Annotated in this window: 18 protein-coding genes; 10 read left to right on the top strand and 8 right to left on the bottom strand. The window is 63.4% G+C overall.

Features of this window, described 5'->3' with window-relative positions; all coding sequences use genetic code 11:
- Window positions 1-51: 51 nt before the first annotated feature.
- A complete protein-coding gene (locus tag AC1DMG_RS13170; protein ID WP_477180600.1) occupies window positions 52-735 on the bottom strand; it encodes a methionine ABC transporter permease in 684 nt (227 codons plus the stop codon).
- A complete protein-coding gene (locus AC1DMG_RS13175; protein ID WP_477180601.1) occupies window positions 732-1,760 on the bottom strand; it encodes a methionine ABC transporter ATP-binding protein in 1,029 nt (342 codons plus the stop codon). Before AC1DMG_RS13175 ends, AC1DMG_RS13170 begins: the two co-directional genes overlap by 4 nt.
- Before the next feature lie 132 nt (window positions 1,761-1,892).
- On the opposite strand from AC1DMG_RS13175, the gene AC1DMG_RS13180 reads away from it, so the two are divergent.
- Window positions 1,893-2,378 (top strand): glutathione peroxidase, encoded by a 486-nt coding sequence (locus AC1DMG_RS13180; protein ID WP_441605115.1) that lies wholly within the window; start codon window positions 1,893-1,895, stop codon window positions 2,376-2,378.
- Here the strand turns inward: AC1DMG_RS13180 and dacB are convergent.
- Window positions 2,363-3,973, bottom strand: a complete 1,611-nt coding sequence (gene dacB, locus AC1DMG_RS13185; RefSeq protein WP_477176340.1) for a D-alanyl-D-alanine carboxypeptidase/D-alanyl-D-alanine endopeptidase — start codon at window positions 3,971-3,973, stop codon at window positions 2,363-2,365. The genes AC1DMG_RS13180 and dacB overlap by 16 nt on opposite strands.
- Window positions 3,974-4,091: 118 nt before the next feature.
- Here dacB and AC1DMG_RS13190 point away from each other — a divergent pair, with 118 nt between their 5' ends.
- Window positions 4,092-4,574 carry an FKBP-type peptidyl-prolyl cis-trans isomerase gene (locus AC1DMG_RS13190; RefSeq protein ID WP_441605117.1) on the top strand — a complete coding sequence of 161 codons (483 nt, stop codon included), beginning with the start codon at window positions 4,092-4,094 and terminating at the stop codon, window positions 4,572-4,574.
- 79 nt (window positions 4,575-4,653) lie between these two features.
- On the opposite strand, the gene AC1DMG_RS13195 is transcribed toward AC1DMG_RS13190, so the two are convergent.
- Complete coding sequence (locus tag AC1DMG_RS13195; RefSeq protein WP_477176341.1) at window positions 4,654-5,796, bottom strand: phospholipase A; 1,143 nt, start codon at window positions 5,794-5,796, stop codon at window positions 4,654-4,656.
- Between the two features lie 136 nt (window positions 5,797-5,932).
- A complete protein-coding gene (locus AC1DMG_RS13200) occupies window positions 5,933-6,577 on the bottom strand; it encodes a hypothetical protein (RefSeq protein ID WP_477179118.1) in 645 nt (214 codons plus the stop codon).
- A gap of 11 nt (window positions 6,578-6,588) precedes the next feature.
- On the opposite strand from AC1DMG_RS13200, the gene AC1DMG_RS13205 reads away from it, so the two are divergent.
- On the top strand, window positions 6,589-7,818 hold the full coding sequence (locus AC1DMG_RS13205; protein WP_477180602.1) for a winged helix-turn-helix domain-containing protein: 1,230 nt from the start codon (window positions 6,589-6,591) through the stop codon (window positions 7,816-7,818).
- A 3-nt stretch (window positions 7,819-7,821) separates the two neighbouring features.
- Here AC1DMG_RS13205 and AC1DMG_RS13210 read toward each other — a convergent pair whose 3' ends face one another.
- A complete protein-coding gene (locus AC1DMG_RS13210) occupies window positions 7,822-8,301 on the bottom strand; it encodes a hypothetical protein (RefSeq protein ID WP_477176344.1) in 480 nt (159 codons plus the stop codon).
- Window positions 8,302-8,639: 338 nt separating this feature from the next.
- On the opposite strand from AC1DMG_RS13210, the gene AC1DMG_RS13215 reads away from it, so the two are divergent.
- The 6 genes from AC1DMG_RS13215 (at window position 8,640) to AC1DMG_RS13240 (ending at window position 12,757) form a co-directional block, all read left to right on the top strand.
- On the top strand, window positions 8,640-8,849 hold the full coding sequence (locus AC1DMG_RS13215; protein ID WP_038616297.1) for a cold-shock protein: 210 nt from the start codon (window positions 8,640-8,642) through the stop codon (window positions 8,847-8,849).
- A 302-nt stretch (window positions 8,850-9,151) separates the two neighbouring features.
- Window positions 9,152-9,361 (top strand): cold-shock protein, encoded by a 210-nt coding sequence (locus tag AC1DMG_RS13220; RefSeq protein WP_019465668.1) that lies wholly within the window; start codon window positions 9,152-9,154, stop codon window positions 9,359-9,361.
- A 123-nt stretch (window positions 9,362-9,484) separates the two neighbouring features.
- A complete protein-coding gene (locus tag AC1DMG_RS13225; RefSeq protein ID WP_477176345.1) occupies window positions 9,485-10,381 on the top strand; it encodes an alpha/beta hydrolase family protein in 897 nt (298 codons plus the stop codon).
- A 53-nt stretch (window positions 10,382-10,434) separates the two neighbouring features.
- Window positions 10,435-11,493 carry an NADH:flavin oxidoreductase/NADH oxidase gene (locus AC1DMG_RS13230; RefSeq protein WP_441605123.1) on the top strand — a complete coding sequence of 353 codons (1,059 nt, stop codon included), beginning with the start codon at window positions 10,435-10,437 and terminating at the stop codon, window positions 11,491-11,493.
- 9 nt (window positions 11,494-11,502) lie between these two features.
- Entirely contained in the window at window positions 11,503-12,375 is an 873-nt protein-coding gene (locus tag AC1DMG_RS13235; protein WP_477176346.1) for a pirin family protein, read from the top strand.
- Between the two features lie 79 nt (window positions 12,376-12,454).
- Window positions 12,455-12,757 (top strand): Mpo1-like protein, encoded by a 303-nt coding sequence (locus AC1DMG_RS13240; protein ID WP_477176347.1) that lies wholly within the window; start codon window positions 12,455-12,457, stop codon window positions 12,755-12,757.
- Between the two features lie 111 nt (window positions 12,758-12,868).
- Here AC1DMG_RS13240 and AC1DMG_RS13245 read toward each other — a convergent pair whose 3' ends face one another.
- Window positions 12,869-13,258 carry a cytochrome c gene (locus AC1DMG_RS13245; RefSeq protein WP_477176348.1) on the bottom strand — a complete coding sequence of 130 codons (390 nt, stop codon included), beginning with the start codon at window positions 13,256-13,258 and terminating at the stop codon, window positions 12,869-12,871.
- A gap of 112 nt (window positions 13,259-13,370) precedes the next feature.
- Here AC1DMG_RS13245 and AC1DMG_RS13250 point away from each other — a divergent pair, with 112 nt between their 5' ends.
- On the top strand, window positions 13,371-14,219 hold the full coding sequence (locus tag AC1DMG_RS13250; RefSeq protein WP_441605130.1) for a tRNA threonylcarbamoyladenosine dehydratase: 849 nt from the start codon (window positions 13,371-13,373) through the stop codon (window positions 14,217-14,219).
- A 583-nt stretch (window positions 14,220-14,802) separates the two neighbouring features.
- On the opposite strand, the gene phbB is transcribed toward AC1DMG_RS13250, so the two are convergent.
- A partial coding sequence (phbB, locus tag AC1DMG_RS13255) for an acetoacetyl-CoA reductase (protein WP_477180603.1) occupies window positions 14,803-15,528 on the bottom strand: 726 nt, incomplete at its 5' end.

Genomic DNA, 15,528 nt, shown 5'->3' on the forward strand with positions numbered 1-15,528 from the left:
ATGCGGTGCAACACCATAGCCGTCCATACCGCCGAATGCAAAACCGCCCGATCAATGCCGCGTATAGCGCGCCACGATGCGGTCGCCGGCCATCTGCAACAGTTGTACCAGCACGATCAGCAGCACGACGGTGACCACCATATAGTCCGATTTGTAGCTGAGATAGCCGTAGCGGTAGGCCAGATCGCCCAKGCCACCCGCGCCGATGGCGCCGCCCATGGCCGTGTAACCGACCAGCGCAATCGCCGTCACGGTGATGCCGGCGATCAGTCCGCCGCGCGCTTCGGGCAGCAGCACATGCCGCACGATTTGCCAGGTGCTGGCGCCCATCGCCTGGCTCGCTTCGATCACGCCGCGCTGCACTTCACGCAGCGCCGTTTCCACCAGGCGCGCGAAGAACGGCGCCGCGCCAATCACCAGCGGCGGGATCGCGCCGCGGATGCCTAGCTTGGTGCCCACCAGCACATAGGTGAGCGGCATCAGCACGATCATCAGGATGATGAAGGGGATCGAACGCAGGATATTCACCAGCAGCGACAACACCGCATAGAGCTTGGGCATCGCGCGCAGCTGACCTTTGCCGGTGACATACAGCAGCACGCCCAGCGGCAATCCAACCGCGATCGTCAGCAGCAACGAGCCGCCAAGCATCAACAACGTATCGATGCAGGCATGACCGATTTCGCCCCAGTCGTCGATATGCGGAAACAGGGTTTGCAGCAGTGGAGCGCTCATGCGCGATTCTCCAGCGATGAGGTGATTTCTTCGATTTCGATGCCGGACTCGCGAAGAATGGCCAGTGCGTCATCCACGCGTTCGCCCTGCATGGCCAGCGTGAGCTGTCCGTAGGGCAGGTCTTTGATACGGTCGATGCGCCCGGCCAGGATATTGAAATCGACGCCGGTTTCGCGGGCGACGCGTCCCAGCGCCGGTGTCCAGGTCGCCTCGCCGCGGAACGACAGGCGCAGGATGCGGCCGGGCACATGCGCGAACGGCATCTGTTCGCCGGCGGCTTCCTCCGGCAAGGCCTCGTTGACGAAACGGCGCGTGGTGGCGTGTTGCGGATGCAGGAAGACATCGGCGACGGCGCCACTTTCCACGATGCGCCCGGCATCGAGTACGGCTACGCGATCGCAGACGCGACGCACCACGTCCATCTCGTGCGTGATCAGCACGATGGTGAGCTTGAGCTCGCGATTGATCTCGGCGAGCAACTCGAGCRCGGAGGCCGTGGTCTGCGGATCGAGCGCACTAGTGGCCTCGTCGCACAGCAGGATGGACGGCCGGTTGGCCAAGGCGCGCGCAATGCCCACGCGCTGCTTCTGGCCGCCCGAAAGCTGCGAGGGATACTTGTCGGCATGCGCGGTCAGGCCCACGCGTGCCAGCAGTTCGTCCACGCGCTGGCGGATCGCCGCGATGTCGTGCTCGCCGGCCAGGCGCAGCGGGAAGGCCACGTTCTCGGCCACGGTCTGCGACGACAGCAGGTTGAARTGCTGGAAGATCATGCCGATGCGCTGGCGTTGCTGACGCAGCTGCGATTCCGTTAGCGCTGTCATTTCCGTGTCGCCGATCTGGATGCGGCCGCCGCTGGGCCGCTCCAACAGGTTGATCAGACGTATAAGCGTCGATTTGCCCGCACCGGAGTGGCCGATGATGCCGAACACTTCGCCATCGGCGATGTCCAGACTGAAGGGTTGCAGCGCGGGAACGTCCCTTCCGTCGACACGGTAGGACTTATGGACATCCAGAAATCTGATCACGGAATACCTTCGGGGAAACCGGGGAGGCGAGAGCCTCGGGCAGCTGCCCGGGGGTCCCGGCGGTGGCAAGCATAAGGCACCGTGACGCTGCATGGGGCTAGACTGGCCTCCTTTCAACGAGGAAAGCCTGCCATGACCTCCGTCTATGACTTCTCCGCCCGCGATATCGACGGCAACGAGCGTTCGCTCGCCGACTATCGAGGCAAGACGCTGCTGATCGTCAACGTGGCGTCCAAGTGCGGATTCACCCCGCAATACACCGGGCTGGAAGCGCTGTGGCGCGCCGATCGCGAGAGGGGCCTGATGGTGCTGGGCTTTCCCTGCGACCAGTTCGGCCATCAGGAGCCGGGCGACGAAGCGGAAATCCGCAACTTCTGCTCCACCAGCTACGACGTGAGCTTCCCGCTGTTCGCCAAGGTCGAGGTCAATGGCGACGGCGCACATCCGCTCTACAAGTGGCTCAAGAGCGAGGGCAAGGGCATCCTGGGCAGCGAATCGATCAAGTGGAATTTCACCAAGTTCCTGGTCAACAGCGACGGACAGGTGGTAAAGCGCTACGCCCCCACCGATACGCCGGAGAAGATCGGCAAGGAACTCGAGCGTCAGTTGGCGGGCTGAGTCGCCACCGCCGGCGCAGAGCTGGCAGTGCTGGCCGGATGGCGCGAGCCGGCCAGCAGCACGGCGATCTGGTCGATGTCGCGGGTGGCATTGGGTGCCCCCGCCGGCGGATCGTAGTTGTTGAGCATGATGGCGAATGCCAGCCGTTCGCCATCGCCGCTGGTGACGTAGCCGGCCAGGCAATGCACAAAGCTCATGCTGCCGGTTTTCGCGTGCACGTTGTTTTCGGCTGGCGTGTTGCGCATGCGCCACTGCAAGGTGCCATCCACCCCGGCAATGGGCAGCGCTTCCACCAGCGCCGGTCCGTACGGCTGCCTGGCGAGGAAGGCCAGCAGATAGGCCATCGCATTGGGCGTGGCCAGATTGCGGCGGGACAGCCCGGTGCCTTCCTCGATCGAGCTCGCCGCTGGCGTGATGCCGATCTGCTCCAGCAGCTGATGCAACGCGCGTATGCCCCAGCGTTCGCTGGTGACGAAGCCCATGCTGCCCTCGCGCTGCTCCGTATCGGCCTGCGCCTTCACGCCCGCCAGCAGCAACAGGTTTTGCAGGTAGAGATTCTGCGAGCGCTTCAGGCCGCGCTCGAGGATCTCGCTGACGGGCGGCGACAGCACTTCGGCCAGCGTGCGAGGTTGCGCTGGCAGGAAGGTATCGCGGCGCGGCCAGTGCACCGTGAGCAACTTGCCATCGAGTTGGATGCCACGGCGCACCAGCGCCTCCTGCAGCAGCCGGCCCGCGTATTGGGCCGGGTCGGGCAGGGCGAGTTTGTAATTCTGCGCGGGCGATTTCGCCGCGATATTGCCGAACGCGTACAAYACGCCATCGCCCGGCGCCCGATACAGATTCACGTCGTTGTGCGTGCGCTGGGCGCTGGTGATCACCTCGTTGGCCACGCTGGGAATCGCGTTGGCGGGATCGAAGCGCAGTTCGGCTGGCGCACCGGCGCCGATGCCTGCGGTCACCGTCACGTCGACCTGATTTTCGCCCACGCTCAGCGCAGTGGCTGGCACGGCGAACCAGCTCTGCAGGTCGATCGCTTCCCAGCCAGTGCCCATCATGGGGCTCGCGAAATAAGTCGAATCGGCGATCAGGTCGCCATGGACGTGACGCAGACCCTGCGCCGCCAGTTGCTCGGCGAGCTGATCGGCCCAGTGCAGCGTGGCGGCGTCGACACCGAGCGTGGGATCGCCCATGCCGTAGAGAATCAACGGCCCGTCCAATCGTCCGTTGCGGATCTCGCCGCCCGTCACCACGCGGGTGGGAATGCGATAGTCGGGCCCCAGCTCGCTCAGCGTCACGGCCGCCGTGAACAGCTTGGCGGTCGAGGCGGGCTGGAACAGTTGATCGGCGTGGTGGCTGTAGACGCTGCGGCCGTTGCTGAGCGAAATCACGGCGATGCCCCAGTCGGCGCCGGCAAAACGCGGCTGGCTGATCAGCCCATCGATCTGCTCGCTGAGCGTTGGCTGGACGGTGGCTGGCGCCGTGGGGGCGACCTGGTTTTGCACCGCGGCGAACACCGGGCTGGCCAGCGACAAGGCCGCCACGGTCAGCCCGAAAAGGGCAGACCAGCGGCCCGCAGCGTGTTTCTCGAAAACCATGGACGCAGTATCGCCAATCCGGTGGCCTTGCGCCTAGCCAGCATCGTCACAAGGGGTCTGTTAATCTTGCAGTTTCGTGCCGGTCTCTGCCGGCGCCACTCCCCACTCAGAGAACATCATGCAGATCGCCAACCATTCCGTCGTTTCCTTCCATTACACGCTGACCGACGACACCGGCCAGGTCCTCGACAGCTCGCAGGGTCGCGAGCCGCTCGTGTACCTCCAGGGCGTGGGCCAGATCGTCCCGGGCCTGGAAAAGGCGATGGAAGGCCGTCAGGTCGGCGATCAGTTCAAGGTCGACGTGGTGCCGGAAGAAGGCTACGGCGTGCACCACGCCGAGCTCGTGCAGGAAGTGCCGCGCGAGGCATTCCAGGGCGTGGACGATATCCAGCCGGGCATGCAGTTCCAGGGCCGCGGCCCGCAAGGCGCCATCAACGTCACCGTGACCAAGGTCGAGAACGACAAGGTGCACATCGACGGCAACCACCCGCTCGCCGGCCAGACGTTGCATTTCGACGTGGAAGTGACCGACGTGCGCGAAGCCAGCGAGGAAGAGCTCTCGCACGGCCACGTGCACGGTGAAGGTGGCCACCACCACTAAAACAGTGACATGGGGCGCTGTAGCGTCGCCCCATGGCATGCGGAAAGCCGCGCACCCACCGTGCGCGGCTTTTTTGTTTTTAGTACCAGTCCAGCAGCGATACGCCGATGCCGAGGTAAGTGGCATTGTGGTTGTAGTCGATCATGCTTTCGCCGTAGCCCTTGAACAGTTCCATGTAGCCGCGCAGATTGCCGGCCACCGGGAAGGACCAGGTGAACTGCGCCGCGCCGTGGCTCTCGCTGCCGGCGCGCAAGGAATGGCGCAGCATCAGGCCGAATTCCTGGCCCTGCCATTCGTGGATGATCTGCATATCCGCGCGACCCATGTAGTTGTCGATGTCCGGGTTGTTGTCGTCCGGACCGCCTTCGGGGATGCGCCACCATGGCCGGAACATGATGGTCCAGCCGGGCCGCTCGAATCCGGCGTAGCCCATCACGCGATTCCAGCTGCGCGACAGCGGATCGGATTGTCCGTTGGATTGATGATCGAGGCCGATGCCGAGCAGTCTGCCGTCCCACCCGGCGAGCTGGTAGTTCGTGTTGAACATCAGCATGACTTCGGGTTCGTAATCGGTCTCGCGGAAGGGGCGCGATTCCTTTTCGTTGTAGACCTGCCAACGCGAGGACTGGGTAAACGCGGCCCACACATCGCCTTGGTCACCGAACACACCCTGCCAGATCTTGGTCTTCAGGCTGATCTGGAACTTGCTCTCGATGTTGTCCACCTGCTGAGGCTCGGTGACCGTGTTGAGCGGATTGGGGCTGCTCGGTTCCCTGTTCTGGTTGCTGCTGGCGAAGAAGGGCAGCACCACGATTGGTTTGTAGCCGCGCAGATTGAAGGTGCCGAGCTTGCTCTCGGGCGACAGCTCCCAGCGGCTGTCGAGCAGCGAGAGCGGCTTTACGTCCGAGGCGGCCTGTGCGCTGTCGGCGCCCGCGGCCTGGGGATTAGTGCTCGCCACGCGCGCCGCTTCATGACCGAAAGCATTGTTCGAGGGGCTCGTCGACGTGGCCGGCGCCGGTGCCTGTGCAGCAGCGTCGCTCTTCTTCTGCGCGGCCGGAAGATTGTCGCGTCCGGTGGCGCGGTCGTAGCAAGCCAGTCGCTGTGCATCCGTCTCGATGGCGGTGCAGGCGCGGATGTCCATCGGACTGGGATTCTGCGCATGCGCAGCGAGGGAAGGCAGGCCAAGCGTGAGCGAGACGGCTGCCAGGGAAGTGAGTCGCATCGTGAGGCTCCATCCTGGGCGGGCATGCGATCAGGAGCGCAGCGCCGGGGGAGTGCCTGAATACCAGCGGCTTCCTGTATCGCATATGACGACGCGGGCCGCCGTTGCCGACGACCCGCGTCCGAACTGCCTCATCTTACCGGTTGTTGCTTAACCAAGCCTCGTACTGAGCTTTGCTCACGCGGCCGGCGTGGCCCTTGTCCACATAGATCCAGTCATTGGCCAGCAGCGGATAGGCCGAAGCATCGCTTTCGGAAATGTACTTCTTGCCATTGGCCAGCTGCTCAAAGCTCGGCGCCGGACCTGCGTTCACCGGCGGAACGCTGGAGTTGATTGTCACCGGCTGATTACCGCTGGCGGTCTGGGCCTGCGTACCGCCCGGCGGTGGCGGAGGCGTCGGCTGCGTTGCAGGTATGACCTGCGTCGGCGGCGGAGGCGTCGGTTGTGTGGGCATCGGTTGCGCAGGCATCGTTTGTGCCGGCGATGGCGGCGGGGGCGGAGGCGTCGGCATGGTCTGGTCTTGCGCCAACACCGTGCCCGCCAGCATCAGCGAACCGGCGGTAACAAGAGCGATCAGAGGTGTGCGGGATTTCATCGTCGTGACTCCATGCCAGAATGCGTGGCTCGTGAACGGATGCGCGCGATGGGGCAGTGATGGATTGCAATGTCGCGCTGCATGTCCTTCGCGCTGCATACAAACTAACAAAGCACGGCTAAATGCCGCCTCAACACAGGCATCGTGATCACGTGAAGTCATCGTTACCGTTGTCGGTTCCTTCATCCGCCTCACACATGGCGTTGAATCTGACGCAGGCAAGGCGTCTTCACCTGGCGGCGCAGGGTCTGCTCAGCAAGCCGAAATCGCGGGCCAAGCCCATGCATGTGGTCGATGCGATAACGCGCATGCGTCTGCTGCAGATCGACAGCATCCATGTCGTCGCTCGCAGTCCTTATCTCGTGCTGCATTCGCGCCTGGGTGACTACGACCCGCAATGGCTGGAAGATGCGCTCGATAACGGACGTATTGCCGAATGCTGGGCGCACGAAGCGTGCTTCGTGCCGTCGGCGGATCTCGCACTTCATCAGGCCTGGCGCAGGCAGCGCGCGATGCATTGGGCTTACAAGCACGCCGATCGCATGCATCGCGAACATCGCGAGGGCATGGATGCGCTGTTGGCGCGCATACGCGACAACGGTGCCGCGCGCGCGGCGGATTTCGAAAGCGAGACCAAGGGCGCTGGCGGCTGGTGGTCGTGGAAACCTGAAAAGCGCTGGCTGGAAGCGTGGTTTGCGCTGGGCGACTTGATGGTGACGCGACGGGAGCGTTTCCAGCGTGTCTATGATCTTGAGGAACGCGTGCTGGCGAAACTCGATCCGCCATTGGATCGCGCGCTGCTAGCACTCGATCACGAGGCCTTGCGTCGCCGCTTCATCCTCGACAGCGTGCGCGCGCTGGGCGTGACGCAGGCGCGCTGRATCGCGGATTACTACCGCTTGAAACCCGCGGTGACGGACAAGGAGCTTGCGCCGCTGGTGGCCGAAGGCGAGCTGTTGATGGTCCAGGTGGCCGATTGGAATGTGCCTGCCTACGTGCATCCCGATCATGCTGCCGCGCTCGCGCAGGCAGCGGCGGGCCAGCTGCGCGCGACGCACACGACGTTGCTGTCGCCGTTCGATCCGGTGGTATGGGATCGTGCGCGTGCCGAGGCCTTGTTCGGTTTCGAATACACCATCGAGTGTTATGTGCCGGCGCCCAAGCGGCGCTATGGCTACTACGTGCTGCCCATTCTTCATCGCGGCCAATTGATCGGCCGGCTGGATGCGAAGGCACATCGTCGCGAGGGCGTGTTCGAGGTCAAGGCCTTATTCCTTGAGCCCGATGTCGAGGCGACCCCACGCTTGCTTGAGGAAGTCGCCAACGCCATCCGGGCCATGGCCCAGTGGCACGCCACGCCCAAGGTAAAAATCRCACGCAGTCGGCCGGCTTCTGTCGCTGCCGCACTGCGTGCGCTTTTGCGCTAAAGCTCAGTGCGCGCTGCTGCCCGCCGCCGGAGAGACCGGTGCGCACGCCTTGCCTTGCAGCGTTTCGCGCAGCTGCTTGGCCAGCGCCGTGCACCGAGCGCCCAGTTGCGGACGCGTATTGGGGTCTACCGAATCCTGCAGCAGGCTGGTGCGCATGTCCTGATAGCGCGACTGCAACTGGTCGGGCGTATAGACGCCGGCGACGGCATGGCAGGAGACATAGCTGGCCAGGTAGTCGTCACAGGCAGGAATACCCGTGCTGTTGGGCAGCGGTTTGCCACCGGAGGTGGTCACAGTGCCAGTACGGGGTTTAGTCGTGCCCGTCGTCGCGCCAGCCGTTCCCGTTGCGTGGCTGGCCGGTTGGGCCGTCGTGGTGTGGGTGGAGGTCGTGGCGCGCGTCTGGGGCTTATCGGAACAGCCGCCGAGTATCACGCCGCCGGCGACAAGGGCGAGCAGGGCGAGGCGGTGGTGGCGAAACATCATGGAGCTACTCCTGCGCGAGGGATGCGGGTTGAGCGGGTCGCTCTGCCCATCCAAGGGACGAGATGAAATGCGAAGATGGCGTGAAAATCAAACACCGTTTTGTAAGACCTAACGGTTATTCATTCAGGTTTTGAGGCATGGAACCAGTCGCAATACAGCCTGGGAGCGGTTATGATGCACTCACTGTGTTTGCTGGGGTCACCAGAGTTTTGTGACCCGATGCCGCTGATCTCGATCTAGCCTCATCGCCTCACCCCTAGGGTTTCCTTGCACACCAGTAAGCCGGCCTGCACATGTCGTGCGGGCTGAGTCTGTTCAAATCCTACGGAGTGATTTACATGTCTGATCGTCAGATCGGTACCGTCAAGTGGTTCAACGACGCCAAGGGCTTCGGCTTCATCAGCCGTGACAACGGCCCGGACGTCTTCGTGCATTTCCGCGCGATCCAGGGCAATGGCTTCAAGAGCCTGCAGGAAGGCCAGAAGGTCTCCTTCAAGGTCGTGCAGGGTCAGAAGGGCCTGCAGGCCGACGAAGTGATCCCGCAGTAATAAGCTAGCGGTATTAGGCGGTTTCAAACGCCAAAGAAAAAGCCAGGCAGCAATGCCTGGCTTTTTTGTTTTATTCGCAAATGTCATTGAAATGTGAAAATCAAAAGCAGTGATTAAAGCCATTCACTTGCATTAAAGAAATCCGTTATGCTGGATTCACTGTGGTTGCTCGGTCACGTGCGTGCCCGATGCGCGACTCTTGATGAGTCCACATCGCTACACCCCGATCCCTGCATGCGCAGTAAGCCGTCGGCCAAAGGGGGGGCTGACTTGTCTCAGCATCGAGTTGATCGGAGTGAGTCATGTCGGATCGTGAAGTTGGCACTGTGAAATGGTTCAACGACGCCAAGGGCTTTGGTTTCATCAGCCGTGAAAGCGGCCCGGATGTCTTCGTGCATTTTCGGGCGATTAGCGGTTCAGGTTTCCGTAGCCTGAAAGAGGGGCAAAAGGTGAGTTTCAAGGTGGTGCAGGGGCAGAAAGGTCTGCAAGCCGATGAAGTGGCGCCCGCCTGAGTTCATCAAAGCATTACTGCATGAAGAAAAGGCCGGCGCTCGCCGGCCTTTTCTTTGCCGCGACTTTTTAGTCGCACGTGAATTGGCGTAGCCTTCATCGCTTCCCTGCGACGCGTGCCAAGAATGTCCGCCACTTCTTTCGTTTCCGCCGCACTGCCTCCCTGCGATGTGCTCCCCGTTATCTCGGCCGACGGTGCGCGATCGGAACTGCTATTGCAGCGTCCCGCCACTGAGGCGACCCAGGTGATCTACTGGCTGCCGGCCCTGGGCGTGGCGGCCAAGCATTACCTGCCACTGGCGCAGGGGCTGGCGGAGCGTGGTATAGCAGTGGCCATCCACGAATGGCGCGGCATCGGTTCCAGTAACAAGCGGGCCGATCGGCACGAGGACTGGGGCTATCGACAACTGCTGGAAGACGACCTGCCCGCCGGCATGGCCGTCCTGCGCGCCTCGCTGCCCTCGACGCGCCTGACGCTGGGCGGCCACAGCCTGGGCGGACAGATGGCCGCCCTCGACGCGAGCCTGCATCCGAAGGAGGTGGCAGGACTGCTGGTCGTGGCGAGCGGGGCGCCGTATTGGCGTCAGTTTCCTTTGGCGCCTCTGCTGTGGCTGGCCTATGCGTTGGCGCCGTGGCTGGCGCGCTTGGTCGGCCATTTGCCGGGACGTCGGATCGGCTTCGGCGGCAACGAGGCGCGGCAGCTGATCGACGACTGGGCGCGCACGGGTCGTACAGGCCGCTACGCCGCTGCGGGCATGCCGGTCGATTTCGAAGCGCTGTTGGGCAAGCTCGAGCTGCCGATACTGGGATTGCGCATGCATGACGACTGGCTGGTGCCGCAGGCCTCGCTGTCATGGTTGCTCGGGAAAATGCCGCGCAGTCCGAACACTCAGCAAGTAATCACGGCCGGCGACCTGGGCAACGACAAGGCCGATCACTTCGGCTGGATGAAGATGCCCGACGCCATCGCCGCACACATTGCTCAGTGGTTCCAGGCGCAACCTGGCGACTCGGGTACTTGAACCGGGCGTTGAGTGCCGGCATGTGTGGCAGATCCCTCTCCCAGAGCAGGCCGATGAAACTCTTCACCCCGTTCACCCAACGCAGCGTGTCGCTGCGCAACCGCCTCGTCATTGCACCGATGTGCGAATACTCCGCCACCGATGGCTTGCCCAACGATTGGCACTTCGTACATCTGGGCAGCCGCGCGGTGGGCGGCGCCGGTCTGCTGATCACCGAAGCTACCGCGATTTCACCCGAGGGCCGCATTTCTGCCGGCGATGTGGGCATCTGGAACGAAGCCCAGCAGCACGCTTGGCAGCCGATCATCGCCTTCATCAAGGCGCAAGGCGCCGTCGCCGGCGTGCAGCTGGCCCATGCGGGACGCAAGGCCAGTTCGATGCGTCCGTGGGAGGGTGGCGGTCCGCTGGCTGCCGATGCGGGTGCCTGGCAGACCGTGGCGCCATCGGCCATACCGTTCGATCAGCATTGGCACGTGCCGCTGGCGCTCGATCGTGCCGGCATTGCCAAGGTGATTGCCGACTTCCGCGCCGCGGCTGAGCGCGCGCTCGCGGCCGGCTTCCAGCTGATCGAGCTGCATGGCGCGCACGGCTATCTGCTGCATCAGTTCCTTTCGCCGCTGAGCAACCATCGCACCGACGAATACGGCGGCAGTTTCGAGAACCGCACGCGCCTGGTGCGCGAAGTGATCACGGCCGTGCGCGAAGTTTGGCCCGAACATCTGCCGCTGTGGCTGCGCGTTTCCGCCACGGACTGGAGCGAAGGCGGCTGGGATGTCGAGCAGACCGTGCAACTTGCGCGCGAGGTGAAGTCGATGGGCGTGGACCTGATCGATGTGTCCAGCGGCGGCCTGATCCCGCACGTGAAGATTCCGCTGTCGCCCGGTTACCAGGTTCCGTTTGCGGCGCGCGTGCGTCACGATGCGGGCATCGCGACGGGCGCCGTGGGTCTCATCACCGAATCCACACACGCGGCGCGCATCATCGACGAAGGATCGGCCGACGTGGTCTTGATTGCGCGCGAAAGCCTGCGCGATCCGTATTTCCCGCGTCGTGCCGCACAGGAACTGGGCGTGACGATCAGCGCGCCGGAACAATACCAGCGCGCCTGGTAAGGAGACACCATGGAACAGCAACCGATCTTGATCGAGGGACGCGTGCACGACCTGGGCGACGGCTTCAACGTGCGTCGCCTGCTGCCGGTCTTGCAGGCGCGCCACGTGGGCCCGTTCGTGTTTTTCGATTACATGGGCCCGGTGACCTTTCTCGACGACAAGGGCATGGACGTGCGGCCGCATCCGCATATCGGTCTGGCCACCGTGACGTGGTTGTTCGATGGCGTGATCCGCCACCGCGACAGCCTCGGCAGCATTGCCGATATCCGCCCGGGCGAAGTGAACTGGATGACCTCTGGCCGCGGCATCGTGCATTCCGAGCGCACCCCGCCGGAAGCACGCGGCGGCGGATTTCGCACGCATGGCATCCAGGTCTGGGTGGCGCTGCCGCAGAAGGACGCCGAGGTCGAGCCGGAGTTTCATCACCACGGCGCCGATGAACTGCCGCGCTTGTCTCTGCCCGGAGTTGAGTTGGTGCTGATTGCGGGCACCGGTTACGGCAAGGAGTCGCCCGTCAAAGTGTTTGCTCCGATGTTCTTCATCGAGGCGACGCTGGAAGAGGGCGCCGAACTGCCCTGGCCGGAACAGCACGTGGAACGCGGTGTCTGCGTGGTCGACGGCGAAGTGGAATGGGACGGCGTCAGCGTCGTGCCCATGCATGCCGCCGTGCAGACCGGCCCGGATTCGCCGCCGCTGCGTGCGCGCACCAAGAGTCGCGTGATGCTGTTTGGCGGTGCGCCGCTGGATGGCGAGCGCCACCTGTGGTGGAACTTCGTGGCCAGCACGCGCGAGCGCATCGAGCAGGCCAAGGCCGACTGGGCGGCACAGCGCATGGGCAAGGTGGTGGGCGACGAAGAGGAGTTCATCCCGCTGCCGGCGTGATGCGCCGCATGCTGCATGCGCGCATGCATCGGCTGGCAGGGCGGTTTACGCTGAGCAGGAATCATCCAGGGCGATCCGCATGGCCGGCTATTCCAGCTTCCGCGAGTTCTATCCGTTCTATCTCAACGAGCACAGCAATGTGCAGTGCCGCCGCATGCATTTCGTTGGCAGCACGCTGGTGCTGGCGGTGCTCGTCACCGCCATCGTCACCGGCAATGGTTGGTGGCTGCTACTGGCCCCGGTGGCAGGCTATGGCTTTGCGTGGATCGGTCACTACGTGTTCGAGAAGAACCGCCCGGCCACCTTCACCCACCCGCTGTACAGCCTGCTCGGCGATTGGGTGATGTACTGGCAGATCCTGCGCGGCAAGGTAAAGATCTGATCGGACGGAATCTTGTTCTTGTGGGAGCGCACCCTGTGCGCGACTGGAACGCACGCCATCGGTCAGGCTCAGTCGCGCACAGGGTGCGCTCCCACAGAAAACCGCCGCGATCTAGCGATACTGCTGATGGCACGACTGGCAGGTTTCACCAATGGGCTTGATCGCCTTCGCCAGCGCCGCGCAATCGGCAGGCGCCGCCTGCAGGGCCGCCTGAGTCTTCTCGCGCAGCTTGGCTTCCTCGTCCTTGAACGGTTGATCGACGCCCGGGAAGGCCTCATCCAGGTCGGACTGGGTTTCCAGCAGGCGGGAAAGATGCCGCTGCACCTGCGCGGCGTCGCACTTCTGCGTTTTCACGGCGGCGCTGAGCGCGCCGGCATGGTGGGACATCAGGGTCATCACCGTATGCGAGAACGGTTCGTGCTCGTGCAGCGCGTTCATGGCGAAAACGGTGCCGACGATGCCAATGACCAGGCCGAGCACGAGCAGTAGGGCGGAACGCATGGGGTGGATCCCTGTGGGCGCAGAGTGAAGCCGCCAGCATAACGGCAGCCCTGCAGCGGCGGACAGTTCCCGATAAAATGCGTCACTTCAAGGTGTTGTCATGGCTCCAACGATGCAGACCGAAATCGCCGCTCCGGTGGCAGACCCCATCACACCGCCCGCCGATGAGGCGGGTGTGGCGTTTCCGCGCGAGCGCTTCGCCGGCGTGGAGCGCCTGTATGGCGTGGGCAGCCTCGACCGGCTGATGCACAGTCACGTTTGCGTGATCGGCATCGGCGGCGTGGGCTCATGGGCCGCCGAGGCGCTGGCGCGCACGGGTGTGGGCCATCTCACGCTGATCGACGCGGACGAGATCTGTGTCTCCAACACCAATCGCCAGCTGCATGCGCTGGATGGCCAGTTCGGCAAGTCCAAAGTGAAGGTGATCGAGGAGCGCCTGCGTGCGATCAATCCGGCCATCAAGATCGACGCGATCGAACGTTTCCTCACGACGTCCACGCTCGATGAACTGCTCGATCGCGGCTACGACGTGGTGCTCGATGCCTGCGACGCCTTCCGCGTGAAGCTGGAGGCAATTGCGTGGTGTCGTCGCCGCAAGCTGCCGATGGTGACGGTGGGGTCCGCGGGTGGGCGCACTGATCCGACGCAGATCCGCGTGCGCGATCTGTCGCGTACGGAGCACGACGCGATGTTCAGTCTGATCCGCAAGAAGCTTCGGCAGGATTTCAATTTTCCCAAGAATCCAGATCGCTACTTTGGTGTGTCGGCGGTGTATTCGCTGCAGAACGTGCAGTATCCGCAGCCGGATGGGACGGTGTGTGGGACGCGGCCGCCGGTGGCGGATGGGACGGAGGCTTTGAATCTGGCGTGTGGTGGTGGGTTGGGTGCTGCTACGCATGTCACCGGCGCGTTCGCTTTTGCGGCGGTGGGGCGGGTGATGGAGAGGCTGCTGGGCAGCTAAGTCTTTATCGCTGCGCCTTTCTTTTTAGTTCGTCATCCCGGCGCAGGCCGGAGGCGCTTTTCAACAGCCGAAGGCTGGTCATCCAGAGCCTCGGTTTCTGGTTGTCGCGTTTGGGCCAGGGTGCCGCCTACGCGGCGGGCGTTTCGAACGGCTGCCGCCGCTCGAGTCACTTTTCTTTTGCTGGCCCAAGAGATCCCACGGGACTAGCTTCGCGTCGAAAGTAACCCAAAGAAAATGGCCTGATAACGCCCGCAGCATCGTGCTGGGATAAGCCCGAACGCTCGAGGCGCGCCGTCGTGGGACAACCTCCGAGGGTACACAGGGGATACTTCAAAGCGTTGCGCAACGCGCCCGAATCCCTGAGGACTTAAAGCGGGGCCACGCTGCGCATCGGCTATCGGCTATCGGGTTTCGCGGTGCACGCCACTTCTCCCTCTCCCCTGCGGGGAGAGGGCTGGGGTGAGGGGCGGGTGCTCGCGGGGAGGCATCGACTGAGCGAGCTTTGATCTGGTTCTTCAAACCAACCTTCTCAGCACGGGCGTTTATCTTCAATCCGCCCGTGGGGAAGATGGTGTGGGGCTAATCACCACCCCATGTAATGCCCACCATTGATCGACAAATTCGCGCCCGTAATCCACGCCGCCTCTTCGCCGGTCAGAAACGCCACGGCATGCGCAATTTCCTCAGGCTTGCCGAGGCGCCCGACGGGAATCTGCGCGACGATCTTTTCGCGCACCTCTTCAGGCACGGCCATCACCATGTCGGTGCCTACATAACCCGGCGAGACGGTGTTGACGGTGATGCCGAATTTGGCATTTTCCTGCGCCAGCGAAATGGTGAAGCCGTGCATGCCTGCCTTGGCGGCGGCGTAGTTGGMCTGGCCGTACTGGCCCTTCTGGCCGTTGATGGAGCTGATCTGGACGATGCGGCCCCACTTGTTGTGGCGCATGCTTTCGATCACCGGGCGGGTGACGTTGAAGCAGGCGTTGAGGTTGGTGTTGACCACTTCCATCCACTGCGGATAGGTCATCTTGTGGAAGGTGGTGTCACGCGTGATGCCGGCGTTGTTGACCAGGATTTCCACCGGGCCCATCGCGCTCTCGATGATGCGCACCATCGCTTCGCAGGAATCGGGATCTTTCACGTCGCCCGGCACCAGCAGTACTTCGATGCCTTCCTTCGCCATCATTTCCTTCATGGCTTCGGCTTTGGACTGGTCACGATAGTTGGTGGCGACCCGGTGTCCCTGGCGCCCGAGGTAGCGAATGATGGCCGTACCGATACCGCCCGTGCCGCCAGTGACCAATGC

This window comes from Dyella sp. 01N36, from assembly GCF_056399745.1.